Origin of the sequence: Mycobacterium sp. MAC_080597_8934 (assembly GCF_000523975.1) — a bacterium.
Classification (GTDB): domain Bacteria; phylum Actinomycetota; class Actinomycetes; order Mycobacteriales; family Mycobacteriaceae; genus Mycobacterium; species Mycobacterium avium.
On sequence record NZ_JAOS01000004.1, the window covers coordinates 361,562 to 387,464 of the forward strand.

Sequence of the window (25,903 nt, forward strand, 5' to 3'; positions counted from 1 at the left end):
GAAATGCGGGGTGTGCGTTTCTCGGAGCGGTCGGTCCGCGACCATGCGGTGCTTGTCGCCGGAGCCGGCCCGACGGGGCTGATGCTGGCCGGCGAGTTGGGGTTGGCCGGAGTCGACGTCGCGCTGGTCGAGCGGCGGGCCGACCAGCAGCTGATCGGCTCGCGCGCCGGCGGTCTGCATGCCCGAACGCTCGAAATCCTCGACCAGCGCGGGATCGTGGATCGTTTCCTGGCCGAGGGGCAGGTGGCGCAGGTCGCCGGCTTCGCCCAAATCCGGCTGGACATCAGCGACTTTCCCACCCGGCACCCCTACGGACTGGCGCTGTGGCAGAACCACATCGAGCGCATCCTGGCCGACTGGGTCGGCGAACTCGGTGTGCCGATTTACCGCGGCCACCGGATAGCGACCTGCACCCAGGACGACACCGGCGTGGACGTCGTCGCGTCCGACGGCCGAACCCTGCGCGGGCAGTATCTGGTCGGCTGCGACGGGGGCCGCAGCGTGATCCGCAAAGCGGCCGGTATCGACTTCCCGGGCTGGGAGGCGACGACGAGCTATCTGCTCGCCGAGGCCGAAATGGATTGGCGGACAGGGCAATCACCGCAGTGGGGGATTCACCACGATGCGCTCGGCGTGCATGCCCTGTCCGAGACGGAGCCGGCCGGGGGTGTGCGGGTGCTGGTCACCGAGCGGCAGCTGCAGAGCGCGGCCGAGCCGAACCTGGACGACCTGAGGCAGGCGCTGATCGCGGTCTACCGCACGGATTACGGAATCCACAGTCCCCGTTGGATTTCCCGGTTCACCGATGCGGCACGCCAGGCCGCGCGCTACCGTGACCGGCGGGTGCTGCTGGCCGGGGACGCCGCACACATCCATCACCCGGTGGGCGGGCAGGGACTGAACACCGGCGTGCAGGATGCGGTGAATCTGGGCTGGAAGCTGGCCCTGGTGGTCGGCGGCGCGTCGCCACCCGCCCTGCTGGACACCTACCACGCCGAACGGCATCCGGTCGGCGAGCGCGTGCTGCGCAACGCGATAGCGCAGATGGCACTGCTGCGTCCCGACGAGCGCACCCGGGCGCTGCGCGACCTCGTCACCGAGCTGCTGGGCATGGACGAGCCGCGGAAACGGTTCGCCGCGATGATGTCCGGCCTGGACGTTCACTACGACCTGGGTCCGGGGCATCCGCTGCTGGGCCGGCGCATGCCCGATCTCGACCTGGTCACCGCCGACGGCGCATCGCGGGTGTTCGCCCTGCTGCAAAACGCCCGGCCGGTGCTGCTCAATTTCGCCGGCGCCGGGCGCCGCAGCGTCGCCGGCTGGGCGGATCGCGTGCGCGTCGTCGACGCGAAATGTGTGGCGGATTGGGAACTTCCGGTGCTCGGGCGGGTGAGCGGACCGCCGGCGGTGTTGATCCGGCCGGACGGCCACGTCGCGTGGGCCGGCGACCCGAACGACCCGGGGCTGCACGACGCCCTCACCACCTGGTGCGGGCCGCCCGCGGCCGGCGGATGAGCGCGCGCCGATGGTGACTTGTGCCGGCGCCCCCAGGGTGTAACGTGCGTGTTCGCTGATCGAGAGCAGGAAGCACGTGGACATGGCAACCGACCAACCGGCGCCGCCGCCGGTGACGTGGGCCGAAGCCCAACCGCTGCTCAGGCCGGTGCTACGCCCGCAAAGCTACGCCAACCGGCTGGTCAACGACGGCGCGCAGCCCTGGGTGCGTCCGGTGTTCCCGCTCATCAACGAGATGGTGGTCGTCGACCTGCCCGCGGTGCGGGCGATGGTGACACCGGCCGAAACCGGTGCCTGGGGCATCACCGGCGATCAGGCCTTCACGGTGGCCCGGGAGAACCTGACCGCGCGTCAGCAGATTCTGACCCCGGGGGAGAAGTACCTGCTGAGGGACACCGACGGCGACAGCTACATCGACTCGATGGTGTTGGCGACGGGTTGGCTGGGCTCGCTGGCGGTCCCGGGCGGCCCCCGGCCGCTGGTGTTCTTTCCCGGCGACGGGTCGTTGGTGCTGGGCACCGACGCGCCCGACGGCGTGGCCGAGCTCTTCGAGGTCGCCGAGCAGCTGTACCTGGCCGCCGAACAGCCCGTCTCCCCGCAGGGGTACACGATCGCCGGCGCCATCATCGTGCCGTTCGACCAGGCTGGCCCCCACCCGGGGCGCGGGCTGGCGCTGAGCGCCCGAAGCCTTTTGGCCGCAACGGAATACCGGCACCAGACCGAATATCTGCGGGAACACTATGAGCGCGAACGGTTCCCGCAGCAGGTGGCCGAGGCGCGGCTGATCGACACGCCGTGGGGCCGCCGCACCACCACGGTGTGGGCGCAGGGGTCGGCCTGGGAGCTGCCGCACACCGATTACGTGACGTTCGCGACCGGTGACCCGTCGAACGCTGCCGACACGTTCACCGTGCCGTTCCCGACGGTCGTCGATGCGGTGGGCTTGCTGCCCGTCGCGGGGATCAGTCCCGTCCGGTACCGGGCCGACGAGTGGCCGGCGGCCGACGTGCTGGCGGCCTTCCGCGCGCACGCCGTGGACCTGCCCGACCGATGAGGCCCGACGCGGTCCGGCGGCCGCGCTAGTCAGGCGGCTCGTCGTCCGAGCCGCGGACGGCGGCATCCTCCCGGTCGCTGGGCTTTCCGGGAACACCCTCGGCTTCGCGGTCGTCGGCGACCTTCTCCTCGAGTTGGTCGACGATGTTCTCCAGCTCCTGAGCACGGCTCAGCGGGTCTTTGTCGGGTTCGCTCATATCGCTTTCCATCGGCGCATTCCATTGGGGGTGGCGCGGGCTTGGTGTGGGGGCCCAGGCGCGGGCAGCCCGCCGGTATCCAGTACCCGATCGTAGGACCGCTAACCCGAGCAGACGCGACACGGCAGCGCGGCGATGGAAGTATCGCAGGGGTGGCTACCCAGAAACCGCAGACCATCTCCTACCCGGCTCCCGAGGCCCGGCCGCGTCGTCACCACACCGACCCGCTCGACCCTCATGTGATCGTCCTGTTCGGCGCCACCGGGGATTTGGCGAAACGCAAGCTGATCCCCGGTTTGGCGTATCTGGACCAGTCCGAGCTGGCACCCGACATCCAGATCGTCGCCACGTCGCTGGAGGACCTGAGCAACGACGAATTCCGCGAGCTGGCCAAGAACGCGATCGACTCATTCGGCACGCACAAGCTGACGCCCGACCAGTGGCGCAACTTCGCCGACATCATCACCTACATCCCGCAGAGCGCTGGCTCCGACGCGCTGGCCGCCGCGGTGGCCGACGCCGAGGCCAAGCTGGGGCCGAACGTGCGGCGGCTGCATTACCTGTCGGTGCCGCCGAAGGCGGCGCGCGCGGTGATCACTATGCTGCGCGACGCCAAACTGGTCGAGCGGTCGCGGGTGGTGATGGAGAAACCGTTCGGCACCGATCTGGCCAGCGCGGTGGCGCTCAACAACTTCGTGCACCAAACCTTCGAGGAATCCCAGATTTTCCGCATCGACCACTTCCTGGGTAAGGAGGCCGCCCAGAACATTCTGGCGTTCCGCTTCGCCAACGGGTTGTTCGAGCCGATCTGGAACCGCAACTTCATCGACCACATCCAAATCGACATCCCCGAGGCCCTCGGCCTGGATCAGCGGGCGAGTTTCTACGAGGAGACCGGCGCCTACAAGGACATGGTGGTCACCCACCTGTTCCAGGTGATGGCCTTCGTGGTGATGGAGCCGCCGACGGCGCTGGAACCGTTCGCCATCAGCGAAGAAAAGAACAAGGTGTTCCGGTCGATGCTTCCGGTCAAGCCCTCGAACGTGGTTCGCGGTCAGTACATCGGCTATCGCGAGGAAGACGGAGTGGCAAAGGATTCCGACACCGAGACATTCATCGCCCTCAAGGTCGGCATCGACAACTGGCGGTGGGCCGGGGTGCCCGTCTACCTTCGCACCGGCAAGAGGATGGCCGAGGGCATCCGCATCATCTCGATCGCGTTCAAGGAGGCACCGCGGACCATGTTCCCGCCCGGGTCGGGGGTGGGCACGCAGGGGCCCGACCACCTGACGTTCGATCTTGCGGACAATTCGCGGGTGTCGCTGTCGTTCTACGGCAAGCGGCCCGGCCCCGGCATGAAACTGGACAAGCTGTCCATGCAATTCTCCACCCAGGAGATCGAAACCGCGGTCGACGTGCTGGAGGCCTACGAACGGCTCATCCTGGACGCGATGCGCGGCGACCACACCCTGTTCACCACCGCCGAAGGCATCGAATCACTGTGGGAGCGTTCCGAAGAGCTGCTCAACGACCCGCCACCGGCCAAGCTGTACCAGCCGGGGACGTGGGGCCCCAACGCAATTCACCAGTTGATCGCGCCCAACGCGTGGCGGCTGCCGTTCGAGCGCGAGTGGCGCGATCCCAGACCCTACCCCGGAGTGGGCGGCTGAGAAGTGCTGCGGTTCAGCCCAATTCGGCGCTGAGATAACTGATGGCCTGGCGGAATTCCCTGAGGATTTCGTTGTCGGGCAACTCGAAGCCGTAGTCGGCGTACACCCGCTCGGTGGGCAGGCGGGTGACGCTCCAGCCGGTGGCCTCCAGGTGGTCGCCGGCCGGGCGGCGCTCGCCGAGCCAGACCAGTTCGGCGACGTCGATGTCCAGTCCGTGCTGGCGCCAGGTGCTGCGCATCGCCCGGGCGCGTTCGTCGGTGAACACCCGCATGTCGGTGATGTTCTCGGTGGCCAGCCTGCTGCCCGGCGCGCTGAGCGCGGTGATGTTGTCCAGCAGCCGGTCCTGGGCGTGCGGCGGCAGGTAGGGCAGCAGCCCCTCGGCGATCCAGGCGGTACGGGCGCTGCTGTCAAAGCCGTTGTCGCGCAACGCTGTTGACCAGTCATCGCGCAAATCGACGGCGACGGTGCGGCGCTCGGCGGTCGGTTGCGCGCCCAGCCGGGCCAGGGTGTCGGTCTTGAAGGAGATGACCTCGGGCTGGTCGACCTCGAACACCACGGTGCCCGCCGGCCAGGACAACCGGTAGGCCCGCGCGTCGAGTCCGGCGGCCAGGATGACGGCCTGGCGAATGCCGACGGCGGTCGCTGAGCGGAAGAAATCGTCGAAAAACCGCGTCCGCACCGTGATTTGCTCGCGCCGCTGCTGCAGCGTCATCGGCATGTCGTCGGTGTCGAGCGGGATCTGGCCGTCCAGCATCCGGACGAAAAAGGGATGCCCGACCGCGCGCACCAACGGTTCGGCGAACCGGTCGTCGAGCAGCGGGTCCGGACCGCGAGAGGCCAGCGCCCGGGAGGCCGCGACCATGGTCGCGGTCGCCCCCACGCTGGAGGCCAGATCCCAGCTGTCGCCCTCGGTACGTGCCGAACCGGTCGATGACATCTGTTCTCCCCTTCCGCGATCCGGCCGCCGCGGGACCGATTGGCCCCCGGCCCGGTCGCCACCCGCGACTACACCGCCGGTATCGAAGGGTACTTTCTGGCTATGCCGCGCGCATCGCGCACGCCGGTGATCCCCCGCTGAGCCCGACGACAGGAAGTGAATCGCCCGATGGCACCGACCCTGCGCCCGCGCCGATCGGCCCTGTACCTGCCCGGCAACAAGCCGCGGGCGCTGGAGAAAGGCAAATCGCTGCCGGCCGACGTGCTGATATTCGACCTCGAGGACGCCGTCGGGCCCGACGCGAAAGGCGAATCCAGAGCCGCGGTGTGCGAGGCGATCTCGTCGCCGGATTACCGGCCCCGCGAGATCGTGGTGCGCATCAACGGCCTGGACACCGAGTGGCACGACGACGATCTGGCGGCGGTGGCCGGGTCCGCCGCCGACGGCGTGCTGGTGCCGAAAGTCGAGACGGCACAACAGGTTCAAGCCCTGGACCGGGCGCTGGACACGTTGGGCGCCGCGGCGTCGCTGCAGCTGTGGGTGATGATGGAAACACCGCGGGCCTTCCTGCGGGCCGAGGAGGTCGCGTCGGCCAGCGACCGCCTGGCCGGGCTGGTGGTCGGCACCAATGACCTGGTCAACGAGTTGCACGGCCGGCACGTCGCGGGGCGCGGCCCCGTCTTGCCGGCGCTGGGCCTGGCGTTGTTGGGGGCGCGGGCGGCCGGAAAGGTCGTCTTGGACGGCGTGTTCAACAACATCACCGACGACGCGGGTTTCCGGGCCGAGGCGGCCCAGGGCCGGGAGATGGGATTCGACGGCAAGACGCTGATCCACCCGTCCCAGATCGCCCCGGCCAACGAGGTGTTCGGCCCGTCACAGCACGAGCTGGCCGACGCCCGCAAGGTGGTGTCGGCCTACCAGCAGGCGCAGGCCGCGGGAACCAGCGTCATCACCGTCGACGGCCGGATGATCGAGAGTTTGCACGTGCGCGATGCGCAACGGATCCTCGCCCTCGCCGATCTGATCTCCGAACGGGACGCGGCGTCCTAGCAGCGCGGAAGCCCGGGCCGGGGCCACTGGCGTCGGCCACACGGTAGGTTGAACGCGATTCCCAGACCGGAAAGGAGACGAGGTGGGCCAGACCGCGGCCATGGCCGAGGCCGACCGCACGTGGATGGTGGACACGCTGCTGGCGCTGCTGCAGACCCCGAGCCCGTCGGGGCGCACGGACGCGGTGATGCAGGTGATCGGCGACATCCTCGACGACTTCGGCGTGCCCTTCACGCTGACCCGGCGCGGGGCGCTGACTGCCGAGCTGCCGGGGGAGTCGGCGACCACCGACCGCGCGCTGGTGGTGCACTCCGACACCATCGGCTGCATGGTCCGCGGGCTCAAGGACAACGGCCGGCTGGAACTCGTTCCGGTCGGCACCTTCTCGGCCCGATTCGCCGCGGGTGCACGGGTGCGCATCTTCATCGACGATCCCGAGGAGTTCATCACCGGCACGATCCTGCCGCTCAAGTCCAGCGGCCACGCGTTCGGCGACGAGATCGACACCCAACCCACGGGCTGGGAGCACGTCGAGGTTCGCATCGACCGCAAGGTGTCGTGCCGGGACGACCTGGTCCGCCTCGGTCTGCAGATCGGTGATTTCGTCGCCCTGATCACCAGCCCCGAGCTGACCGCCGACGGCTTCGTGGTCTCCCGGCATCTGGACGGCAAGGCGGGCGTGGCGATCGCGCTCGCCCTGGCCAAGAACTTCGCCGAGAACAAGGTGGTGTTGCCGCATCGCACCACGATCATGGTCACCATCACCGAGGAGGTCGGTCACGGCGCCAGTCATGGTCTGCCGCCGGACGTCGCCGAACTGATCTCCGTGGACAACGCGGTGTGCGCGCCCGGCCAGCACTCGCTGGAGGATGGGGTGACGATCCCGATGGCCGATATGCACGGCCCGTTCGACTACCACCTGACCCGCAAGTTGTGCCGGCTGGCCCAGGACCGCGGAATCCCGTTCGCGCGCGACATCTTTCGCTATTACCGGTCCGACGCCGCCGCGGCGATCGAGGCGGGCGCGAACACCCGCGCCGCGCTGGTCGGCTTCGGGCTCGACGGCAGCCACGGCTGGGAGCGCACCCACATCGATTCGCTGGAGGCCGCCTACAACCTGTTGCACGCGTGGCTGCAGACGCCGTTGACGTTCGCCAAGTGGGACGCCAAGCCGACGGGGAGCCTGCGCGACTTCCCGTCCTCGAAGCAGCCCGCACCCAGCGAGCGGTGGGTGCCGTTGTCGCGCGGCGACTACGAAAGCCCGGGGGACGCGTCGCCGGGGACGCACTGGCCGCCCTCGCAGGGGCCGCAGTCCTGACGCGGGGCGCCCGGGGCGGTCAGCCGGCGCGGGCGATCCGGTCGGCGCGCCAGCACCGGGACTGCATCGGGATGTCGATCGCGTCGGCCCCGGGGAAGCGCTCGGTCAACACCGCCCGGGCCTTGGCCAGCCGGCGGGCGCGGTCGGCCGGGGACGCGGTGATGATCCTGCTGTAGGTGGCCAGCATCGCCACCGCGTCGTCGAGCGTCATGGTCCGCACGAACGTGAACGTCTCGCGGGCGACGTGGTGAAAGATCTGCGGATCGGGGAGCACCACGTTCTCGTGTCGCCGCCGGAAGCGATCGGGCGCGTCCGCCTCGCTGGTGTCATCGCCGGGCAGCAGGTCGAGGTCGCGCACCCAGTCGACGTCGCGGTCCCGGCTGGTCCAGATCAGCCCGAAGCGCCCGCCGTCGCGCAGCACCCGGCCGATCTCCGGGACGGCCCGCTGCGGGTCCATCCAGTGCCAGGCCGACGAGACGAACACCGCGTCGGCGCAACGGTCGGGCAGCGGTATCGCCTCGCCGCGCCCCTCGAGCACACGGACAGCGGGCGACCGGTCGGCCAGCACGGCCCGCATCCGCGCGTCGGGTTCGACGGCGATGACGTGCGCGGCCCGGCCGGCGAGTGCCCGGGTGAACAGGCCGGTGCCGGCGCCCACGTCGACGGCCACCCCGCAGTCGGGCGGCATCAGCCAGTCGACCGCCTCCGGCGGGGCTTGCGGGCGCAGGCCGTCGTAGTCCTCGGCGATCGAGCCGAAAGACATTGCGCGCTCTTGACGATCGGTCACAGCCGACAAGGTAATCCAGCGGGCTGTGCGGGACATGAGAGGCGTTACCACAGCGCGCTGTGGTTGACCAGCGCATCGGCGATGAGCCCGACCCCGAAGACCAAGAACAACAGCCGCACCGACATCGGGCCGTAGCGGGTCAGCGCACGGACCAGCCCGCGCTGAATGCGCATCGCCCGCGGTGTGCGTCGCAGCGACAGCGCGAGGATGGCCAGCGGCGGCGACACGGCGATGGCGCAGTAGGCGATGATGACCAGCGGCCACAGCGGCGGCCGCGGATCCAGCGCGGCCAGCATCGCCAAGCCGGTCAGGTAGGGCACCGCCGTCGGCGCCTGCCCGCTGCCCACCGCCAGCCCGAGGAAGCCGAGCAGCCAGGGCCGTTTGCGCATCGCCGCCATCGCCCAGCCGGGAGCCGACGACTGCGCGGTCAGCGGGAAGTACGCCAGGCAGATCAGCGCGATGCCCAGCACCAGCTCGCCGCGGAACCGGATGGCCGGCGTGACGTGGAAATCCAGCGCCGTGGTGATGAAGCTGATGCCCAGCACCGTGCACAGGCCGAAGGTGGTGGTCACCGCGAACACGCCGGCCACGAAGCTCAGGGCGCCCGGGACGGGTGATCGCCGGCTGAGCCGGCTGTCGAAGATGACCGCCGAGACCACTCCCACGTTGAGGACGTTGAGCGAATCCAGAAACGCCAGTCCGGCCAGCGCGAATACCAGGGCTGCCACGCCGGTGCCCGGCCTAGCGGGCGGCCCCGCCGGCTGACCCGGGCTCGCTGGGCACTGACCACGGCGACACGATCCAAGCGGCAATCACGCTGCAGACAATACGAGACCGGCCGACCGCGGGGGAGCCGTGGCGGCGCCGCCCTGGCCGCGCGGCATGATCGGGAGTCGGCGACACCGGCAGGTGGGCCGCCGCGGCTACGTCAGGAGTGTGGATGGGACTGCTCGACCGCAAGACCGCCGTCATCACCGGCGCCAACTCCGGTATCGGGTTGGCCACCGCCGAGCGGTTCCTGGCCGAGGGCGTCGAGCGGGTGTTCATCACGGGCCGCCGGCAACGCGAACTCGAAGACGCGGCAAGGCAATTGGGGGCGCGGGCCACCGCCGTGCGCGGCGACGTCGGGGCACCGCGCGACCTGGACCGGCTTTACGGCGAGGTGGCGGCGGCCGGCGCGGGTCTGGACATCGTGATGGCCAACGCCGGGACGACGAGGGTGGCGCGGCTGGGCGAGATCACCGACGACGACCTCGACACCCTGCTGGGCACCAACGTGAAGGGCGTCGTGTACACCGTGCAGAAGGCGCTGCCGCTGCTCAACGACGGCGCCTCGATCATCCTGACCGGCTCCACCACCGCCGACCGCGGCCGAGCCGGGCTGAGCATCTACGCGGCCACCAAGGCCGCGGTGCGATCGCTGGCCCGGGCCTGGGCCAACGAACTCGCCCACCGCAACATCCGGGTCAATGTCCTCGTGGCCGGGTCCACCGCCACTCCGGGGAGCGACCGGCTGGCCGCGCAGACCGACCCCTACGTGTCCGTCGAGGAGTTCCGCGCCGGCCGGATCGCGACCATCCCGCTGGGCCGTTTCGCCGATCCCGTCGAGATCGCCCATGCCGCAGTGTTTTTGGCCAGCGACCTGTCCAGCTTTTGCACCGGGTCCACGGTCACCGCCGACGGCGGGTTCAACCAAGTCTGACCCCGACCACCTCACCAGCGTTGCGGCACAGGCGAATCGGCGCACAGCTAGGTCGTGGCGCCGAGGATCTTGATCGCGAAGACCAGCGTGTCGCCGGGGCGGATCCCCGCGCTGGGCTGGCCGTCGGGATAGCCGTCGGCGGAGGTCATGGCGACCGCGACGGTGGACCCGACCTTTTGCCCGGCGATGGCCTTCTGGAAGCCTGGCACGACGCCGCCGAGGGGGAAGTCGACCGGGGCGCCCCGCTGGTAGCTGCTGTCGAACACCGTGCCGTCACGCCCGTTGACGCCCATGTAGCAGACGGACACCCGCGCGGTACCCGGAACGGCGGGCCCGTCGCCGGCGCGCAGCGTGTGCACCTGAGTCTGGGTCACGCTGAACGGTGCCGTTACGTTCACCACCGGAGCGGCGGTATCGGTGGATCCGGTGACCGCGACGCTGCCGGTGGTCCCGGTCAGCGTCCAGTCCGGCGTGCCACCGCTGGGCGGCGCGGCGGTCGGGCAGGAGTCGGCGGCGCCGGCCGTGCCCGCACCGGCGAGCATCGCAGCGGCGGCCGTGAAACAGGCCGCGAACGCGGCGGCAGAAAACGTCCGGACGGAGTTCACGGCCGTCACGCTACCGGCACGGCGCCGTTCCTCGGCCGGCGGGCGGGGTGGCGCGCGGGACCGCGAATACCGTCGGCGGGGGAGGTCGCTCGCAGATTTGACGGCAACATTTTTCGTGGCCATGCTTCCGTGAATTGCCCGGTACCTGCTATTTCGCAATTAGACAAATGCACAATAATACGAATTTGGCCCTTTCCGGCGCGGCGGTAAGGATATTTATCCGGTAGGAGAGTGCGGCTCTCGGACGTCGCTTCGCGGTGTGATGTAACTAACAGTTTCATCCCGGCTCTGGCCTTGCCCAGCTAGCCAAATGTACGCTAACGCGAGCCGCGAAAGCCCCTCTGACGTGCGCGTATAACTGGCCGACTATGCGCCGCCATTAGTAGACATTCGTGGAATAAGGCTGCCGACATCCGTCGCATGGCCTTTAGTAGACATCAGTAAAATAGCCGTCAACCGGCGACTTATCCGCCTGGATTTGGCGCCCCTATCGCTGCAGCCTTCCGGTAATTCCGCCGCAGCTCCGAGGAGGTTTTGTGGTCACATTCGGGACGGTGCATAACTGGGATCCGGGAACCGGTTCGGTCATTTCCTGGCACGCGACTCCGGCGGCGCGGGAAAAAGCCCGGCAGGCACCGATTAGCGACGTGCCGGCCAGTTACCAGCAGTTGCATCATCTTCGCCGGTTCAGCGAACACGCCGCCCGGGGCCTGGACATGGCGCGGCTGAACATCGGGGTCTGGGATATCTCCGGCGTGTGCGACGTGGCGGCCATGACCGAAGCGATCAATGCCCATCTGCGCCGGCACGACACCTACCACAGTTGGTTCGAGCATCGGACCGACGGCCGCATCGTCCGACACACCTTCGCCGATCCCGCCGACATCGAGTTCGCTGCGCTGCAGCGCGGCGAGATGACGCCGACCGAGCTGCGCGCCCACATCCTGGCCACCCCGAATCCGCTGCGGTGGGACTGCTTCACCTTCGGTCTCGTCCAGCACCCGGATCACTTCACCTTCTATATGAGTGCGGACCATCTGGTCATCGACGGGATGTCGGTTGGCGTGATCTTCCTCGAAATCCATCTGACGTATGCCGCTTTGGTGAGCGGCGGGCGCCCGCTGCCGCTGCCCGAGCCGGCCAGCTACCACGACTACTGCCGCCGGCAGCACCAGCACACCGAGGCGCTGACCCTGCAGTCCCCCAGGTGCGCGCATGGATTCGATTCGCGCAGGACAACGGCGGAACCCTCCCGAGTTTCCCGCTGCCACTTGGCGATCCGTCGGTGCCGTGCGGAAGCGGTGTGGTGGTCGCACCGCTCATGGACGAGAGTCAGACCGAGCGGTTCGACGCCACCTGCACGAAGGCGGGGGCTCGCTTCAGCGGTGGCGTGTTCGCCTGCGCGGCCTTCGCCGAGTACGAGCTGACCGGGGCGGAGACGTATTGCGCGATCACGCCGTATGACCACCGCAGCACGCCGGCCGAATTCGTGACTCCGGGCTGGTTCGCCAGCTTCATCCCGGTCACCGTCCCGGTCGCCGGGGCCTCGTTCGGTGACGCGGTGATCGCCGCGCAGGCGTCCTTTGATTCCGCTATCGGTCTGGCCGACGTCCCCTTCGACCGCGTTTTGGAGCTGTCGTCTTTCCGCGGGCGAATCAGCAAACCGACGGGCGACGTCCACATGCTCTCGTTCGCCGACGCGCGGGGGATCCCGTTCAGCGGGCAATGGGACGGCCTGAACGCCGGGATTTACGGCGACGGCCGGTCGTCCGATCAGGTGCTTATGTGGGTCAACCGATTCGACACCGAGACCACCTTGACGGTGGCGTTCCCACAGAATCCGGTCGCCCGCGATTCGGTCGAGCGCTACATCCGGGCGGTCAGGGCGATGTGTCTGCGGGTGGTGGAGCACGGTGCCGCCGCGGTGCCGAACCGCCGGCGCGTCGTTGCCGCGGTCAACGCGTCGGCCGCCCGATCGACCGCCAACGCCGCCGACCGCACCGACCGTCGCCTGCAAGGCGCGGGCTTCGGCGCCAACCCGGTCCTTCGGTGACCTCGCCGCGCTCAACCCGGGCCGGACACGGCTGCACCCTCTGCCACGGCGGATCAGTACCGGCGATGCCAGCGCACCGGGCCCGCCCGCAGCGGCGGTTGCTCGTCGGCCGGCTCGATGCGCGTGACGCGCGTGACGGCGGGGCGGATGCGCTGGTGCACCCGATGCTCCCGGTCGTAGTCGGCCCGCCGGGCCGGATCGCGCAGTAGCGCATAGGCCGCGAGGATTTCGCTCAGCCGTTCGCTGCCCTCGGTCGCCGAATCCGGCGGGACGTGTCGGGGTGGTGGGCGCGAAGGTGGCGCCGGTAGGCGCGGGTGATTTCGGCTTGCGTCGCTGTCGGCGAAACACCAAGCACCAGATAGGGATTCGTCATGGACAGCCACCGTGCCTTACGCCGGGGTCGACAGCCTGACCGCGGGTGAGGGGCGCGCGCCGGGATCACACGCGCGCCCCGGTCCCGCCGGTGATCTCCCGTGCGGTCCACCAATGGCGGCCACGAAAGTGGCGGTGCGCGCGCAATCTCATGCGTCGGTCGCTGTCCGTACGCAGCAGTAAGTGGTGGGCGGCACGGGGATTCACCGTGTCAACTTCGGCTGCCGACGCATCACCTCCTTGTCATCACCGACAAGTTGGAATGATCGGGTCGCAACCGCGGCCGACCTGCACCGCGGTTGCGACCCCGCTCTCAGGCGTTGATCGCCGTCTTGTGGTTGTGGTTGATCTCGATCCGCCGCGGCTTGGCCTTCTCGGCCACCGGGATGGTCAGCCGCAACACGCCGTCGTGGTAGTTCGCCTCGATCTTGTCGGTGTCGAGGTTGTCGCCAAGGAACAGCTGCCGGCTGAACACACCGCGGGGGCGCTCGGCCGATACCATCTCGCGGTTCTGGTCCAGGTCGGGTCGTTCGGCACGGACGGTGAGCACGTTGCGCTCCACGTCGAGGTCGAGCGAATCAGCATTGACGCCAGGCAAATCGAATTCGACGACGAACTGGTCGCCGTCCCGCCAGGCGTCCATCGGCATGACCGCCGGCCGCGCCGCGGTGCCCAGCACCTGTTGGGTCCACCGGTCGAGGTCGCGGAACGGATCTGTACGCATCAACACCATGATTCACCTCCAGCTCAAAGCAGAAGATCTATGTCTGTTGACATATGTTTTTGATACCACTACTGGTATACTTCTGCAAGTAGTAGTCAGATATTTTCTGGAGGGGACTGACTTGAGAGGTGATCCGACACCCCGCTCGGCGCGCGGCGTCTACGGCATCTCGGTGGCTTCCGAACTGTCCGGGATCCCCCCGCAGACGCTGCGGCACTACGAGCGGCGAGGGCTGCTGACCCCCGCGCGCAGCGATGGGGGGACCCGCCGCTACAGCGACGACGATCTGGCGCGCCTCAAGCGGATAAGTCAGCTGGTCGATCAGGGCGTCAACCTGGTCGGGGTCGCCCGCATCCTGGATCTGGAAAGCAAGAACGATCAGCTGAAGGCCGACTACTCGGCGCTCGAGCTGCTCAACGCCAAACTCAAGACCCGGCAAAAGTCGGAACGGGCCGCGGCGCCGCGCCAATGTCGTGGCGAGGCGCGGCGAGAAGCCGTCTGATCAACGCCTGGACCCGCGTCGGGGGCTGTCCCTGCCGGAACAGCCCCCGCCGATTTGCGCTCACGCGTTGATGGCGCGCTGGTGCTTGCCCGCGGCCACTTCGATCTTGCGCGGCTTGGCCGCCTCGGCCACCGGGATCGTCAACCGCAACACCCCGTCGACGTAGTCGGCGTGGATGTTGTCGGTGTCGAGGCCGTGGCCCAGGTAGACCTGCCGGCTGAACACGCCGCGCGGGCGTTCGGACACCACACCATTGCGGTCCTCGTCGATGGCGGGTCGTTCCGCACGCACCGTGAGCACGTCGTGCTCGACGTTGACGTCCAGCGACTCGGGCAGCACGCCGGGCAGATCGAACTCCACCACGAACTTCTCGCTGTCGCGCCAGGCGTCCATCGGTACCAGGGCCGGTTGCGCGGCGGTGCCCCAGGGCACGGCGCCCCACAGCTGCTGCGTCAGGCGGTCGATGTCGCGGAAGAACGGGTCAAACGTCAGCATGTTCACCACCTCCTTTAGGCCAAGGACGATGATCTATTGTTTTCAGAAGAGAAAACTTATGGCGTAGACATCATATTCCTGCGCGGAGACGATCCACCCGGCCCGGGTGTGGCCCACGCATCGGTCTGGGCGGCGTGGTAGCGGGGTAGTCGGTAGCCGGAGGTGAACGAGACGTGCACATGCAATGCTGTGTTCTGCTCAAGTACGGGGAGATGGTGCTCAAGGGCGGCAACCGGCGCTGGTTCGAGCAGTGGCTGCTGACCAATCTCGACGACGCACTGTCGGCGTGGCCGCCCGAGCACCGCCCCGCGGTCCGGCGCCGTGGCGGCGTGCTGGTGTTGTTCACCTCCCCGGCACTGCAGGACGAGTTGGTTACGTTGGCCCGCAACCTGATCGGCATCAGCCTGGTGCAGCCGGTCTGGCGGGTGCCCAGGTCCGCTCGGGCTGCCGAAACCGCTGCGGTGGAGTTGCTCCGAGACCACTGCACCCAGGACGGGGCGCCGACGTTCGCGGTGCGCTGCCACCGCCGCGACAAGCGGTTCGGGTTGAGCTCGGAGCAATTGGCCGCCCGCATCGGCGCCCGCGTCCGCGCCGACCTGGGGTGGCGGGTCGACCTGTCGCACCCGGAGCTGGAATTGACCGTCGAGGTCGACCGGCGCGAGATCTTTCTCGGCACCCGAACGCATCCCGGACAGGGCGGCTTGCCGGTGGGGTCCAGCGGCCGGGCGGTGGTGTTGCTCTCCGGCGGGTTCGATTCGCCGGTGGCGGCATACCGCGCCATGCGGCGCGGACTGGCCTGCGATTTCCTGCACTGCACCGGCGCCCCGTTCACCGATGCCTCCTCGACGTACAAGGCGTATGCGTTGGTTCGCCAACTCACCCGCTTCCAGCCCCGATCCCGGTTGTACGTGGCCGCGGTGGGCCGGGCCCAGCGGACATTGGCGGCCAGCGGCGCCGGGGAAGCCCAGATCGTCGCCCAGCGGCGGCTGTATCTCCGCCTGGCCTGTGGCCTTGCCGAACGGATCGGCGCCCAGGCCGTCGTGACCGGCGACAGTTTGGGTCAGGTGGCCAGCCAGACGCTGCCCAACCTGGCCGCCACCGAACAGGCCGCCACCCTGCCGGTGCTGCGGCCGCTGCTGGGCTTCGACAAGCAGGAAATCCTCGCCGAGGCCCGGCGGATCGGCACCGCCGAGATCGCCATGCTGCCCGACCAGGACTGCTGCCAGCTGTTCCTGCCGCGCCGGGTGGCCACCCATGCCGCCGTGGACCAACTCCTGCCGGTCGAGGCCCGGGCCGGCGTCGACACGCTGGTGGGCAACCTGCTGGACCGTATGCAGCGATTCGATTTCGGACCTGAGGCCGCCGATGTCGAGCTCGCCGCGACGGCATCCAGGGTGGGCTAATCCGTGCGCCCGGCCAGCCGGTGTGCGATCGCGTCGAATGCGCTCAGCGTGTCCAGCATGTGCGGCTCGTGGGAATGTGGCTGGGTGGACACCTTGGCGGCCACCATCTCCGCGGCGCGGTTGACATAGATCATTTGACCGCACATGCCGAGGCACAGCAGCACGTTGTCGCCCGGGTAGGACAGCCACATCTGGTTGCGGTACATCCCGCCGGACATCTCGTTGTCGTCGGGGCTGGCGGCGAATGCCTGACGGGAGTCGGGCCCGCCCCTGAGGGTGTCGACGATCCACGCCTCCGGCAGTACGCGCCGGCCGGTCAACGAGACACCCTCGCGCAGGAACAGCGACCCGAACCGGATCATGTCGGTAAGGCAGGCACTGATCCCTCCGTCGAAGAACCCGGTGCCGGCCGGGTCGACCGCGATGGTGGCGTCACGCTGCGCGCCGATCCGGCTCCACAGCAGTTCCGACATCAGTGCGGGCATCGGCTGGTCGGCGGCCACCTCGCAGATCCACCCGAGCACATCGGTCTCGCACGAGCGGTATTCGAACGGTCCGCCGTGCACCGACTTCTGTCGCAAGGTCAGCAGGAAGTCGCGCAGCGTTGCGGGCGCGTCGGGCCGGTGGTTGGGCGCCCACCCGACCGCCTGGTCGAGCAGGTGTATCTGCGCGGCCGGGTCGTCGTAGTTCTCGGAGAACGCGACACGCGATCTCATGTCCAGCAGGTGGCGCACCGTCGCCCCGGCATAGCCGCAATTAGCAAGGGCAGGAATGTATTTGGTGACCGGCGCGTCGAGCTCGATAGCGCCGGCGCCGTGCAGCGCGCCGACGACCGCCGCCACCAGGGACTTGCTCACCGAGAACAGCAGGTGCCGGGTCTGGCGACGCATGCCCTCGAGGTAATGCTCGGCGATCATCGCGCCGCGGTGGGCGACGGCCCATCCGTCGGTCGCGGTGCCGGCCATCACGGCGCCGACCGTACTGGCCGTCCCGTCGGTCACCGCCACCCGGATTTCGGCCAGCTCGGACGGGGCGGTAGGTATCGCGGCGACGGGTCCGGTTCCGCGCGCGATCACCGCGGTCGGCACGAAGTCTTCGACGTGCTGGAAGGACCACCGCGCGTAGGGCGGCGACAGCCAGTTGTCCAGGGAGATGCCGGCCGGGGCGTTCACGCGCGCGCGACGAGCCGCGAGACGATCGGCGTGGCCGGCGCCAGGGGAGTGGAGGCGAACTTCGCCTTCATGCCCTTGACCCAGCGCTGGCAGCGCTCGGTGAGCCGGTAATCGTCGGTCTGCAGGTGTCCGCGGGTGACCAGCACACCGAGTTGTGCGCCCTCGGAACGCAAGTCGCCCGGCGCGGCGACCCGCATGTAGAACGCCTCGGACCCGTCGAGCAGCGTGGCCCAGTCGTTGGCGGTGCGCGAGAAGGAGACCCGGCCGTCGTCGTCGATGCGCCACACCCCGGTGCGGGGCGTGGCCGTGAAAAGCTCAACGTCCGGCGAGGTTTCCGCGAGGATCACCTGCCCCCACACCTCGTCCTCGCCGTAGCCCCGCTCCCAGCGGGCGTTGATCCCCTCGATGTCGAGCTCGTAGTCCACGTCCATGTACTCGAGCAAGTGAAACAGGAACAGCGGCATGTCAGCGTAGGCCTCGGTGGTCAGGTTCGTCATCGGGCTGGCGCCGGACAGACGCGGGTTCACCTCGCCGAGGTAGAGCTCGTCGGAGTCCAGGTCGTGCAGCAGGTCCACTTCGAAGTAGCCGCGGTACCCTTCACGGCTCAGGATGTCGCCCAGCTTTCCCACCATTTGCCGCGCGGCGTGCGTCTGGCCGGGTGGCAGCACTTCGCGCCAAATGTCGTTGCCGCACCAGGCGCCTCGGTGCGGAGTCAGCTCCGGATAACCGACCAGGCTTGTCATCGCGGGCCCGATCACGGTGCCGTGGCGCGTCACCGCGCCCTCGAGGCACACCTCGACGTTGCGGATGCGCTTCATGACTTTGAATTCCTGCTGCGCGGTCAGGTCACCGGCGTGCTCGTCCCAATCGCGCTGGCCGCGCACGAAGAATGTCCCGCTGCCGGCGGCGCCGTAGGGGATCGAGACGACGAGGTCGTCGCCCAGTCCGGCGTCCTGCGCAAGCGTCAGCAGTTCCTGGTAGGAGCCGGCACGACCCATCACGTGCGGCACGCTCGGGATGCCCGCCTCATCGGCCAGACGCGTCATGACGGTCTTGGAACCCAGCCGGTTGCGCAGTTCCACCGGCGGATGCATGACCTGCAGACCCGCCTGCCGCGCGAGGGCCTGAGTCTCCTCGTCCATCATCACGAAGCAGGCCTTACCGCCGGGTCCGCGACCCGCGATGAACTCGAGCGTCTCGGGATCGCGCAGCAGGTGGTTGCAGACATCGCCCATGGAGTCGAAATCGATGCGGTCGCGCCGCCGGGGCACGAACACGCGCGAGTGTATGCCCTCGAACGAGTCAAAGTAGGTGAGGTAGAAGAAGTTTCGTATCCAGCGGTCGATGCCGAGCAGGTTGAACGGGGTGGGGGAGATGAAGTACAGCGGCACCGAGTTGGTGTGAAAGAACGCGCGGATGTCGGACAGCCCGTTGAGCACGCGGCGCGGCTGGGGCTCGCCGGCGTGCGTCATCACGCCCGCCCCGGCGACGTCGAGGGCGGCCTCCGGCGACGAGATGGCGGCGGGGGCAGGGCTGCTCCGCCCGGCGCGCTGATCGTGAGCTCACATTCGTCCATTGCCCCAGTGTGCGCCCCGCCCATGGCGGTGTCGAAACACGCTTTCGCTCAACGCCGGACGAACATCCGTCCCGCGCCGGCGGGCGCGGTCATCAGCCGTCGTTGGGTCCGTAGGCGCGGGCGATGGCGGGGGAGTCGGGCCAGCCCGAATAGGTGGGCCGGGAGGGCCAGCCCTGCGGGGAGTCCTGCCAGTCCTCCTGGCGCCCCCACGGCAGGATGTCGATCAACCCGAAGGAGTGACTGAGCTGCTCGGTGCCGCGTCCGTTGGTGTGCCAGGTGCGGTATACCGTGTCGCCGTCGCGCAGGAACACGTTGACCGCGAAGCCGCCGCCGGGCGGTGCGTCCATGTCGGCGCCGAACGTGCTCTGCGATGACGAGTACCAGTCCATCCGGTTGCCGACCTTGTGCTTGTAGGTCTGACCGGTGGGCGGCCACGAATTCATCGGACGGCTTCGCCGCCGGGCCGTCGCCCGCAACTTGCCCGATGGCCTTGACCCGCAGGCCCGGACTCGGTTCGATGACGGGTAGCAACGAGGGGAGACCCACCATGAAGACATTTGTTCGCCAGCTTGTGGTCGTCGCCATGTTGGCGTTCGCGTCGATGGCGGCCGTGACGATAGCGACGCCGGCGGTGAGCAAGGCCGACTGCGCGGACGGCGAGTGGTGGGATCCCACCGGCAAGGTGTGCCGACCGCTCGGGGTCGGGCCGCAACCGTTGGCCTGCGACCCGGGCCAATGGTGGGACCCGACGGCCAACGTGTGCCGGCCGCTGGGGGTCGGGCCGCAACCGCTCGCCTGCGACAACGGCTGGTGGTGGGACCCGGGCACCAACGAATGCCGTCCGCCCGTAGTGCCACCCGCCGACTAGCCGGTATCAATGCCGGCGCGCTAGGCAGCCGAAAAGGGTTGCGCGAGTAGCCAACCCGACGCCGTTGTCACGTGCACAGGCTGGGGGCGTCGCACACATTGCCGGGGCAATAGATGTTGTGGGCGGCGTTGACCAGGCTGCCGACGTCCAACAACGTCACGCCCTTGTTGTCCAAGCGGGCATGAAGGTCGTCGGCGATCTGTTGCGGCGTCCAACCCCACGTGAGGTCGTAGCAGACGTCGTGCGCCTCGGCAATGAGTGCCTCTTCGGTCTTCGGGGGCCAGGTGAGGCCGGCCGCGCGCAGTTGCGCCAGGTAGGCGTCGTCTTGCGGTGTGGCAGCCGCGATCCCAGCGCCACCGACCAGCGCGGCGCCGATCATCAGGGGGGTGGCAACTCTGGCCAAGCACCGAAGTGGGGACATGGCGTTGCCTTCCTCATCGTGGCGTGGTGCGGACGCCGCCAGTATGCGGGTACACGGCAGCCCGAATGTGAAGGATAGCCAAAACGCCCGGTTGTGATCGCCGAACTGGTCAGTTCGGCGGGTTTGCTCCGCCGTAGTCCCCGAACGACCACAGGTTGCCTTCCGGATCGCGGACGGTGAATTCGCGTGCACCGTAATCGGTTTCGGCAAGGGGGCGGACGATCTCGGCGTTGTGCTGCCGGACGCGCCGGTAGAGCGCATCCGGATCCGCGGTGACGACGTAGCCGCCGGCGGTTCCGGGTTCGCGACACCACTCGGCGCCGGGCTTGTGGCTGCCGAGCATGATGCCGCCGCTTCCCTCGGGCCAGTTCAGTTGCGCATGGTCGACGGTCTCGCCGTCGCCGTAGCGGGCCGTCAGAACGAAGCCGAATGTCTCGACGTAGTAGTCGATCAGTTTGGGTGCGTTATGGGCTTGCAGTGTCAACCAGACGGTCGGATTCGAAGCAGTCATGCTCCCACTGTGACCCGAGCGAGTGCCCGCCGTCTTGAATGTTTCGGAACTCTTCGGCCAGCCACCGCTGCGGCGGCACACCGGCGAACCGGACGAATTCCCGGCTCAGGTGCGCCTGGTCGCTGTAACCGGTGTCGGCCGCGACCCGGGCGAGGTCGACGCGACCGTGCCGGCGCGCCGACTCGGCGATCCGCCCCGTAGCGTGCTGGAACCGCATCAGCATCGCGACCGTTTTGGGCGAGTGACCGACCTCCCGCCGGAACAACGTGGCCAGATGTCGCGTGGTGACGCCGACCGCGTCGGCCAGGGCCGTCACCGGCATCAGGCCGCGGCTGCGCTGCAGCAGGTGCCAGGCATGCAGCACCTCGGGACGCACCGTCGCGCCGTCTCGACGCCGTCGCGCATCGATCAGGTACTGGGCGACCAGCCCGAACACGTCGGGCCACCGGTGCGCTTCGGCCACCCGGTGGTGCAGGTCGACGATGTCTCGTCCCAATACGGCGGTCGCGTCGTAGTCGGCGACGGGAAGCTCGGCGCTGGGCAGACCGAACAGCGCGCGCGAGGCCAGCGGATGCACCGCGAGCTGCACGCCGGCCTGACCGCGGCGTTGCCGCACGTGACTCGCCCGCAGGTGCAGGCCGCCGAGGATCAGCGGCGTGGGTCGGGCAGCCGGCAGCGCGGTCGCGGTGTCGGCGGCTTCCACCCCATCGTCGAGACTGACGATGAAGGTCAGCATCGACGACGGCATGCCGCGGTGCACGCCCTCGGGCACATCCAAGGTGCGGTAGCCCACCATGGACGTGACTCCGGGCGCGCTGCCCGGCGCCGCCGTCGTGTAATCCCAGGCCTGACCCACGATGCCACGCTAGCGCGCAGGCCGGCACCTTGCTTGCGGGTTGAACCTTGGCTCCCGGTGGATCGCGGCCGAAATTTCATGCCGGTCTCGGTTGGGCAAAGGTCCGGTAGCCTACCCGCGCTGCGAGGGCCGAGATCGCCTGTCCGGCTTTACCTTGGCTGCCATGGCTGGACTGGACAATCACCTGAAGCGCTGCCGCACAGCGCTTCACGGAGCCGTGTCGGCGGTGATCGTTGCCGTGGTGGCGGTCCTCGGCCTCGCCATCGCCCCGGTGGCCGATGCGGCCGCACCCATGGCGACGTTGACGGTCGAGCATACGTGGCAGACCGGTTTCATCGCCCGCTTCGCCATCACCAACTCGAGCACGGTGCCACTGTCCGATTGGAAGCTCGAATTCGACATGCCGGCGGGCCAATCCGTCCTGCACACGTGGAACAGCACCCTCACCCAATCCGGCACGCATTACGTTCTGACGCCGGCGAACTGGAATCGCGTCATCGCACCCGGTGGTTCGGCGACGGGTGGTTTCCGAGGAGTGTTGACCGGCACCTATTCGCCACCGACGAATTGCGTGCTCAACGGTCAATACCGTTGCACCTGAACCCGGCTGCCGACGGAGGTTGCGACGGCTCGGATGGGCTTTGACGGCTCATCGGCTTGAGCCACGAATTCCTTGTGTCGCTTTTTGTGGGATATACGGCTCAGCAGTCATGGGCCTGCACGGCCCGCCGGGCCCAGACTGGCTCCAGGCGCACCGCCATCACGATTCCAAGGAGCAGTCCATGCCGTCGCGACGGGTTTTGATCACCGGGGCATCGAGGGGTATCGGCCGCGCGGTGGCCGATCGGCTGGCCGAGGGCGGCTACGAACCAATCGGCCTTGCCCGGAGCGCCCCCAAGGATTTTCCGGGGGAGTTCTACGAGGTCGACTTGGCCGACCCGTACGCAACCGCGGCGACGCTGGACAAGATCGTCGGGCACGCTGCCGTGCACGCCGTGGTCAACAACGTGGGTTTCGCCCGGTTCGGCCGACTCGGCTCGATCGAGCTGGACCACCTGTTCGACACCTACGACCTGAATGTGCGCGCCGCCGTTCAGGTCGTGCAGACGGCCCTGCCCGGCATGCTCGACGCGGAATGGGGCCGCATCGTCAATGTGACCAGCTTGACCACGCTCGGCACGCCCGAGCGGACCCCGTACGCTGCGGCCAAGGCGGCGCTCGAGGCGTGCACCCGCATCTGGGCGGGCGAGCTCGCCTCGGCCGGCATCACGGTGAACGCCGTGGCACCGGGACCCACCGAAACCGACATGTACCGCGAACGCAGCCCGGTCGGATCGGAACGCGAAGCCCGCTTCCTGCAAAGCATTCCGCTGCATCGGGTCGCCAGGCCGCTGGAGATCGCCCACGCGATTTGTTTTCTCCTCGACGAGGACGCCGGCTACATCACCGGTCAAATCCTACGCGTCGACGGGGGCGGAAGTATCGCCGCGTAATGCCAAGGCGGCCAACACAGTCCAGCTCAACCGAGGAGACATATCATGACCACCACTTCGTCGATCGAAACCATCGCCGACATCGCCATACCCGACACCGCATTGGTTCGCGAGATCACCGAGTTCATCCGGGATGCCGAGGACGACCTGCTTTTCCACCATTCCCGACGGGTATTCCTCTTCGGCGCGCTGCAGGGCCGGCGCCGGGGACTGCAACCGGACCTGGAACTGCTGTACGCGGGCGCCATGTTTCACGACCTGGGCCTGACCGAGCGCTACCGCGATTCCGCCCTGCGCTTCGAGGTCGACGGCGCCAATGCGGCGCGGGAGTTCCTGCTGCACCGCGGCGTCAGCAAGGCAGACGCCGGCAAGGTATGGCTGGGCATCGCCTTGCACACCACCCCGGGGGTGCCCGAATTCCTGGATCCCGAAATCGCCTTGGTGACCGCCGGTGTCGAGACCGATGTAGTGGGCGTTGGCCGCGACGATCTTGCTCCCGAAGCGCTCGCGGCGGTGATCGCCGCCCATCCGCGCCCGGATTTCAAAACGCGCATTCTGCAGGCCTTCAACGACGGGATGAAGCACCGCCCGCACAGCACGTTCGGCACGATGAACGCCGATGTGCTCGAGCACTTCGACCCGACGTTCGCCCGGGACAACCTCGTCGATCTGATCCTCAACAACGGCTGGCCCGAATAGCATCGCGCCGCAAGGTCGCCGCTTCAGTCCGATGCGGCTGAATGTCCTGCGGATCGCTTGCCTTGCTCGGTGTACATCGCGTCGATCTGGGCGGCGTATCCGGTGGCGATCGGTTTACGTTTGAGCTTGGCCGTCGGTGTGAGGTATTGGCTGCCGGGTTCCCAGACGTCGGCCAACACCGTGTAGCGCTTGATCTGTTCGACCCGCGACAGCCGGCGATTGGCGGCCGCCATTCCCTTCTCGATTTCGGCGCGCACCGCCGGATTGCGGACAAGTTCGCGGAGCGAACCCGAAAGACCGTGCGCGTGCGCATATTCGGTGACGGAGTCGGGATCCAGGGTGATCAGGGCGGTGTTGTACGCCCGAGCATCGCCGATCACCACGACGGGGCCGGCCAGCGGGCAGCTGGCGGCGATGGTGTTTTCGATGTTGGTTGGCGACATGTTCTTGCCGGCGGCGTTGATGATGAGTTCCTTTTTGCGGTCGACGATGCGCAGGTAGCCGTCTTCGTCGATCTCGCCGATATCGCCGGTGTGCAGCCACCCATCGGAATCGATTGCCTCCGCGGTCTTCTCGGGCGCCTTGCGATAGCCGCGCATCACGTTCTTGCCCCGCACCAGCACCTCCCCGTCGGAGGCAACGGTTACCTCAGTACCCGGAACCGGGATACCAACCGTTCCGATCTTGATCCGTTCCGGACGATTCACGGTCGCACCGGCCGCACATTCGGTCATCCCGTACCCCTCGCATACCGGGATGCCCAAGCCCAAGACGAACTCGTGAACCTCCCGCGGGATCGGGGCCGCGCCGGTGACGCCGATCCGGAGCCGGTCCATGCCCAGCCGCCGGCGCACCTTTGACAACACCAGCCGGTCGGCGAACGCGTACCGAAGCTTCTCGGCAAGTCCGACCGGGCGGCCATCTGACACGGCCCGGGCCCTCGCGCGGCCGACCCCGAACGCCCATTTCGCAAGCGCTCGCTTGCCGGCAGGTTCCGCATCTACCGCGGCTTCCAGACCCGCCTTGGCCTTGATCCACACCCGCGGCACGCCAAGGAAGAGCGTCGGCCGCACCTCGGTCAACGCGGGCAGCACAGCCTTGAAATCGCCGACGGTGGTGATCTGCAGGCCGTAGAGCAGGTTTTGATAGTGAGTGATCCAGCGGTTCGCGGCGTGTGCATCGGGCAGATAGGACACCGCCCGGTCGGCATGCGTGATCCCACCCACCTCTTCGGTGATCCGGGCGTTCTCGATGAAGTTGGTGTGGGTGAGCTCAACGCCTTTCGGAGGGCCGGTGGTGCCCGAGGTGTAGACGATGGTCAGCACGTCGTCCGGCCCGACCGCCCGCCATGACCGCTCGAAGTCGAAACCGGCTGCGGGGGAGGCCTCGAGTTGATCGAGCCCGATGGCACCGTTCGCCGCGCCGTCGACGCACACGACGTGTTCGACAGTGCCGCCCTGCTGCGCCGCGGCGAGAACCTGCGGCAGGAAAGTGCCTTCGCAGATCACCACGTGGTTGTCTGCGTTGTCGAACTGATACGCCAGCAGCTCGGGTGGATTGGTGTTGTACACCGAAAACGGTGTGGCACCCGTTTGCAGGACCGCAGTGTCGCACAAATGGAACTCGGGGCGGTTACTCATCATCAGCGCAACGGTGTCGCCGTTCCCTACGCCGAGCCCGGCCAGCCCCGCCGCGATCGCCCGCACCCGGTCGCGGTACTGACGCCAGGTGATGGTCGTGGCATCGCCGAGGGTGCGCAGCGCCACCGCGTCCGGGTGCTTGGCTGCGGTCGCCTGGAAGGCTTCGCACAGGGTGGTGGGCCGGCTGGCCGGTGCATGGGTCATCAGCTGCCTTGAACTAGTCATCAACGTTGTTTACAGTACAGCTGTATTGTCACGTAGCGATCGCGCAGACGCAAGGTGGG

General features: G+C 68.3%; 25 protein-coding genes and 3 pseudogenes. 13 read left to right on the forward strand and 15 right to left on the reverse strand.

Annotated features, from left to right (window positions below; genetic code table 11):
* Nucleotides 1-3 precede the first annotated feature (3 nt).
* Both NF20_RS04455 and NF20_RS04460 read left to right on the forward strand, forming a co-directional pair.
* The gene (locus NF20_RS04455; protein WP_033712100.1) at nucleotides 4-1,515 is read left to right on the forward strand and encodes an FAD-dependent monooxygenase; all 1,512 of its coding nucleotides are present in this window, start codon (nucleotides 4-6) and stop codon (nucleotides 1,513-1,515) included.
* 76 nt (nucleotides 1,516-1,591) lie between these two features.
* On the forward strand, nucleotides 1,592-2,569 hold the full coding sequence (locus tag NF20_RS04460; RefSeq protein WP_033712102.1) for a hypothetical protein: 978 nt from the start codon (nucleotides 1,592-1,594) through the stop codon (nucleotides 2,567-2,569).
* Between the two features lie 25 nt (nucleotides 2,570-2,594).
* Here NF20_RS04460 and NF20_RS25650 read toward each other — a convergent pair whose 3' ends face one another.
* Nucleotides 2,595-2,777: a hypothetical protein gene (locus NF20_RS25650; RefSeq protein ID WP_003876669.1), complete on the reverse strand. Its 183-nt coding sequence runs from the start codon at nucleotides 2,775-2,777 to the stop codon at nucleotides 2,595-2,597.
* A gap of 140 nt (nucleotides 2,778-2,917) precedes the next feature.
* Here NF20_RS25650 and zwf point away from each other — a divergent pair, with 140 nt between their 5' ends.
* Nucleotides 2,918-4,435 carry a glucose-6-phosphate dehydrogenase gene (gene zwf, locus NF20_RS04465; RefSeq protein WP_033712104.1) on the forward strand — a complete coding sequence of 506 codons (1,518 nt, stop codon included), beginning with the start codon at nucleotides 2,918-2,920 and terminating at the stop codon, nucleotides 4,433-4,435.
* Between the two features lie 13 nt (nucleotides 4,436-4,448).
* Here zwf and NF20_RS04470 read toward each other — a convergent pair whose 3' ends face one another.
* Entirely contained in the window at nucleotides 4,449-5,372 is a 924-nt protein-coding gene (locus tag NF20_RS04470) for a class I SAM-dependent methyltransferase (protein WP_023899769.1), read from the reverse strand.
* Between the two features lie 168 nt (nucleotides 5,373-5,540).
* Here NF20_RS04470 and NF20_RS04475 point away from each other — a divergent pair, with 168 nt between their 5' ends.
* Nucleotides 5,541-6,422, forward strand: a complete 882-nt coding sequence (locus NF20_RS04475; protein ID WP_023899768.1) for an HpcH/HpaI aldolase/citrate lyase family protein — start codon at nucleotides 5,541-5,543, stop codon at nucleotides 6,420-6,422.
* A gap of 82 nt (nucleotides 6,423-6,504) precedes the next feature.
* Nucleotides 6,505-7,740 (forward strand): osmoprotectant NAGGN system M42 family peptidase, encoded by a 1,236-nt coding sequence (locus NF20_RS04480; RefSeq protein ID WP_019732210.1) that lies wholly within the window; start codon nucleotides 6,505-6,507, stop codon nucleotides 7,738-7,740.
* 19 nt (nucleotides 7,741-7,759) lie between these two features.
* Here the strand turns inward: NF20_RS04480 and NF20_RS04485 are convergent, their stop codons facing one another.
* Together NF20_RS04485 and NF20_RS04490 are read right to left on the reverse strand one after the other, a co-directional pair.
* The gene (locus tag NF20_RS04485) at nucleotides 7,760-8,527 is read right to left on the reverse strand and encodes a class I SAM-dependent methyltransferase (RefSeq protein WP_033712106.1); all 768 of its coding nucleotides are present in this window, start codon (nucleotides 8,525-8,527) and stop codon (nucleotides 7,760-7,762) included.
* 44 nt (nucleotides 8,528-8,571) lie between these two features.
* Complete coding sequence (locus NF20_RS04490; protein WP_003876677.1) at nucleotides 8,572-9,255, reverse strand: GAP family protein; 684 nt, start codon at nucleotides 9,253-9,255, stop codon at nucleotides 8,572-8,574.
* A gap of 212 nt (nucleotides 9,256-9,467) precedes the next feature.
* Between NF20_RS04490 and NF20_RS04495 the strand changes: the two genes are divergently transcribed.
* Nucleotides 9,468-10,229: an SDR family NAD(P)-dependent oxidoreductase gene (locus tag NF20_RS04495; RefSeq protein WP_003876678.1), complete on the forward strand. Its 762-nt coding sequence runs from the start codon at nucleotides 9,468-9,470 to the stop codon at nucleotides 10,227-10,229.
* A 47-nt stretch (nucleotides 10,230-10,276) separates the two neighbouring features.
* Here NF20_RS04495 and NF20_RS04500 read toward each other — a convergent pair whose 3' ends face one another.
* Nucleotides 10,277-10,834 (reverse strand): FKBP-type peptidyl-prolyl cis-trans isomerase, encoded by a 558-nt coding sequence (locus NF20_RS04500; RefSeq protein ID WP_003877981.1) that lies wholly within the window; start codon nucleotides 10,832-10,834, stop codon nucleotides 10,277-10,279.
* Between the two features lie 536 nt (nucleotides 10,835-11,370).
* On the opposite strand from NF20_RS04500, the pseudogene NF20_RS04505 reads away from it, so the two are divergent.
* Nucleotides 11,371-12,887, forward strand: a pseudogene (locus NF20_RS04505) (condensation domain-containing protein).
* 53 nt (nucleotides 12,888-12,940) lie between these two features.
* Here NF20_RS04505 and NF20_RS04510 read toward each other — a convergent pair.
* Both NF20_RS04510 and NF20_RS04515 read right to left on the reverse strand, forming a co-directional pair.
* Nucleotides 12,941-13,260: pseudogene (locus NF20_RS04510) on the reverse strand (J domain-containing protein).
* 312 nt (nucleotides 13,261-13,572) lie between these two features.
* Nucleotides 13,573-13,992 carry an Hsp20/alpha crystallin family protein gene (locus NF20_RS04515; RefSeq protein ID WP_003876682.1) on the reverse strand — a complete coding sequence of 140 codons (420 nt, stop codon included), beginning with the start codon at nucleotides 13,990-13,992 and terminating at the stop codon, nucleotides 13,573-13,575.
* Between the two features lie 112 nt (nucleotides 13,993-14,104).
* On the opposite strand from NF20_RS04515, the gene NF20_RS04520 reads away from it, so the two are divergent.
* A complete protein-coding gene (locus NF20_RS04520; RefSeq protein WP_019732292.1) occupies nucleotides 14,105-14,485 on the forward strand; it encodes a MerR family transcriptional regulator in 381 nt (126 codons plus the stop codon).
* Between the two features lie 60 nt (nucleotides 14,486-14,545).
* Here the strand turns inward: NF20_RS04520 and NF20_RS04525 are convergent, their stop codons facing one another.
* Nucleotides 14,546-14,989, reverse strand: a complete 444-nt coding sequence (locus NF20_RS04525) for an Hsp20/alpha crystallin family protein (protein ID WP_019732291.1) — start codon at nucleotides 14,987-14,989, stop codon at nucleotides 14,546-14,548.
* Between the two features lie 164 nt (nucleotides 14,990-15,153).
* On the opposite strand from NF20_RS04525, the gene thiI reads away from it, so the two are divergent.
* On the forward strand, nucleotides 15,154-16,383 hold the full coding sequence (gene thiI, locus NF20_RS04530) for a tRNA uracil 4-sulfurtransferase ThiI (protein WP_019732290.1): 1,230 nt from the start codon (nucleotides 15,154-15,156) through the stop codon (nucleotides 16,381-16,383).
* Here thiI and NF20_RS04535 read toward each other — a convergent pair.
* The 3 genes and pseudogenes from NF20_RS04535 to NF20_RS04545 all read right to left on the reverse strand — a co-directional run.
* Entirely contained in the window at nucleotides 16,380-17,555 is a 1,176-nt protein-coding gene (locus NF20_RS04535) for a serine hydrolase domain-containing protein (RefSeq protein ID WP_033712108.1), read from the reverse strand. The genes thiI and NF20_RS04535 overlap by 4 nt on opposite strands.
* Nucleotides 17,552-19,027, reverse strand: a complete 1,476-nt coding sequence (locus tag NF20_RS04540) for a biotin carboxylase (protein WP_009976816.1) — start codon at nucleotides 19,025-19,027, stop codon at nucleotides 17,552-17,554. The genes NF20_RS04535 and NF20_RS04540 overlap by 4 nt, the downstream gene beginning before the upstream one ends.
* 196 nt (nucleotides 19,028-19,223) lie before the next feature.
* Nucleotides 19,224-19,544, reverse strand: a pseudogene (locus NF20_RS04545) (DUF899 family protein); the annotation flags it as partial.
* A gap of 134 nt (nucleotides 19,545-19,678) precedes the next feature.
* On the opposite strand from NF20_RS04545, the gene NF20_RS04550 reads away from it, so the two are divergent.
* Nucleotides 19,679-19,999: a hypothetical protein gene (locus NF20_RS04550; RefSeq protein WP_019732287.1), complete on the forward strand. Its 321-nt coding sequence runs from the start codon at nucleotides 19,679-19,681 to the stop codon at nucleotides 19,997-19,999.
* Nucleotides 20,000-20,066: 67 nt separating this feature from the next.
* Here the strand turns inward: NF20_RS04550 and NF20_RS04555 are convergent, their stop codons facing one another.
* The 3 genes from NF20_RS04555 to NF20_RS04565 all read right to left on the reverse strand — a co-directional run bounded on the left by NF20_RS04555 (nucleotide 20,067) and on the right by NF20_RS04565 (nucleotide 21,727).
* Complete coding sequence (locus NF20_RS04555; RefSeq protein WP_009976812.1) at nucleotides 20,067-20,378, reverse strand: DUF732 domain-containing protein; 312 nt, start codon at nucleotides 20,376-20,378, stop codon at nucleotides 20,067-20,069.
* A 151-nt stretch (nucleotides 20,379-20,529) separates the two neighbouring features.
* Nucleotides 20,530-20,931 (reverse strand): VOC family protein, encoded by a 402-nt coding sequence (locus NF20_RS04560; protein WP_031351645.1) that lies wholly within the window; start codon nucleotides 20,929-20,931, stop codon nucleotides 20,530-20,532.
* Entirely contained in the window at nucleotides 20,885-21,727 is an 843-nt protein-coding gene (locus NF20_RS04565; RefSeq protein ID WP_019732286.1) for an AraC family transcriptional regulator, read from the reverse strand. The genes NF20_RS04560 and NF20_RS04565 overlap by 47 nt, the downstream gene beginning before the upstream one ends.
* A 223-nt stretch (nucleotides 21,728-21,950) precedes the next feature.
* Between NF20_RS04565 and NF20_RS04570 the strand changes: the two genes are divergently transcribed.
* The 3 genes from NF20_RS04570 to NF20_RS04580 all read left to right on the forward strand — a co-directional run bounded on the left by NF20_RS04570 (nucleotide 21,951) and on the right by NF20_RS04580 (nucleotide 23,979).
* On the forward strand, nucleotides 21,951-22,388 hold the full coding sequence (locus tag NF20_RS04570; RefSeq protein WP_003876693.1) for a cellulose-binding domain-containing protein: 438 nt from the start codon (nucleotides 21,951-21,953) through the stop codon (nucleotides 22,386-22,388).
* Nucleotides 22,389-22,569: 181 nt separating this feature from the next.
* Nucleotides 22,570-23,280, forward strand: coding sequence for an SDR family oxidoreductase (locus NF20_RS04575; RefSeq protein WP_033712121.1), 711 nt, complete (start codon nucleotides 22,570-22,572; stop codon nucleotides 23,278-23,280).
* Nucleotides 23,281-23,325: 45 nt separating this feature from the next.
* Nucleotides 23,326-23,979, forward strand: a complete 654-nt coding sequence (locus tag NF20_RS04580; protein WP_019732284.1) for an HD domain-containing protein — start codon at nucleotides 23,326-23,328, stop codon at nucleotides 23,977-23,979.
* A gap of 23 nt (nucleotides 23,980-24,002) precedes the next feature.
* On the opposite strand, the gene NF20_RS04585 is transcribed toward NF20_RS04580, so the two are convergent.
* Nucleotides 24,003-25,823 (reverse strand): AMP-dependent synthetase/ligase, encoded by a 1,821-nt coding sequence (locus NF20_RS04585; protein ID WP_019732283.1) that lies wholly within the window; start codon nucleotides 25,821-25,823, stop codon nucleotides 24,003-24,005.
* Between the last annotated feature and the right edge of the window lie 80 nt (nucleotides 25,824-25,903).

Excerpts from the sequence above, each read along its gene's own strand:
- NF20_RS04455 (WP_033712100.1), top strand. The coding sequence starts at position 4 with ATGCGGGGTGTGCGTTTCTCGGAGCGGTCGGTCCGCGACCATGCGGTG.
- NF20_RS25650 (WP_003876669.1), bottom strand. The coding sequence starts at position 2,777 with ATGGAAAGCGATATGAGCGAACCCGACAAAGACCCGCTGAGCCGTGCT.
- NF20_RS04470 (WP_023899769.1), bottom strand. The coding sequence starts at position 5,372 with ATGTCATCGACCGGTTCGGCACGTACCGAGGGCGACAGCTGGGATCTG.
- NF20_RS04475 (WP_023899768.1), top strand. The coding sequence starts at position 5,541 with ATGGCACCGACCCTGCGCCCGCGCCGATCGGCCCTGTACCTGCCCGGC.
- NF20_RS04495 (WP_003876678.1), top strand. The coding sequence starts at position 9,468 with ATGGGACTGCTCGACCGCAAGACCGCCGTCATCACCGGCGCCAACTCC.
- NF20_RS04515 (WP_003876682.1), bottom strand. The coding sequence starts at position 13,992 with ATGGTGTTGATGCGTACAGATCCGTTCCGCGACCTCGACCGGTGGACC.
- NF20_RS04540 (WP_009976816.1), bottom strand. The coding sequence starts at position 19,027 with ATGACGCACGCCGGCGAGCCCCAGCCGCGCCGCGTGCTCAACGGGCTG.
- NF20_RS04550 (WP_019732287.1), top strand. The coding sequence starts at position 19,679 with ATGAAGACATTTGTTCGCCAGCTTGTGGTCGTCGCCATGTTGGCGTTC.
- NF20_RS04555 (WP_009976812.1), bottom strand. The coding sequence starts at position 20,378 with ATGATCGGCGCCGCGCTGGTCGGTGGCGCTGGGATCGCGGCTGCCACA.
- NF20_RS04560 (WP_031351645.1), bottom strand. The coding sequence starts at position 20,931 with ATGACTGCTTCGAATCCGACCGTCTGGTTGACACTGCAAGCCCATAAC.
- NF20_RS04565 (WP_019732286.1), bottom strand. The coding sequence starts at position 21,727 with ATGGTGGGCTACCGCACCTTGGATGTGCCCGAGGGCGTGCACCGCGGC.
- NF20_RS04570 (WP_003876693.1), top strand. The coding sequence starts at position 21,951 with ATGGCTGGACTGGACAATCACCTGAAGCGCTGCCGCACAGCGCTTCAC.
- NF20_RS04575 (WP_033712121.1), top strand. The coding sequence starts at position 22,570 with ATGCCGTCGCGACGGGTTTTGATCACCGGGGCATCGAGGGGTATCGGC.
- NF20_RS04580 (WP_019732284.1), top strand. The coding sequence starts at position 23,326 with ATGACCACCACTTCGTCGATCGAAACCATCGCCGACATCGCCATACCC.
- NF20_RS04585 (WP_019732283.1), bottom strand. The coding sequence starts at position 25,823 with ATGACCCATGCACCGGCCAGCCGGCCCACCACCCTGTGCGAAGCCTTC.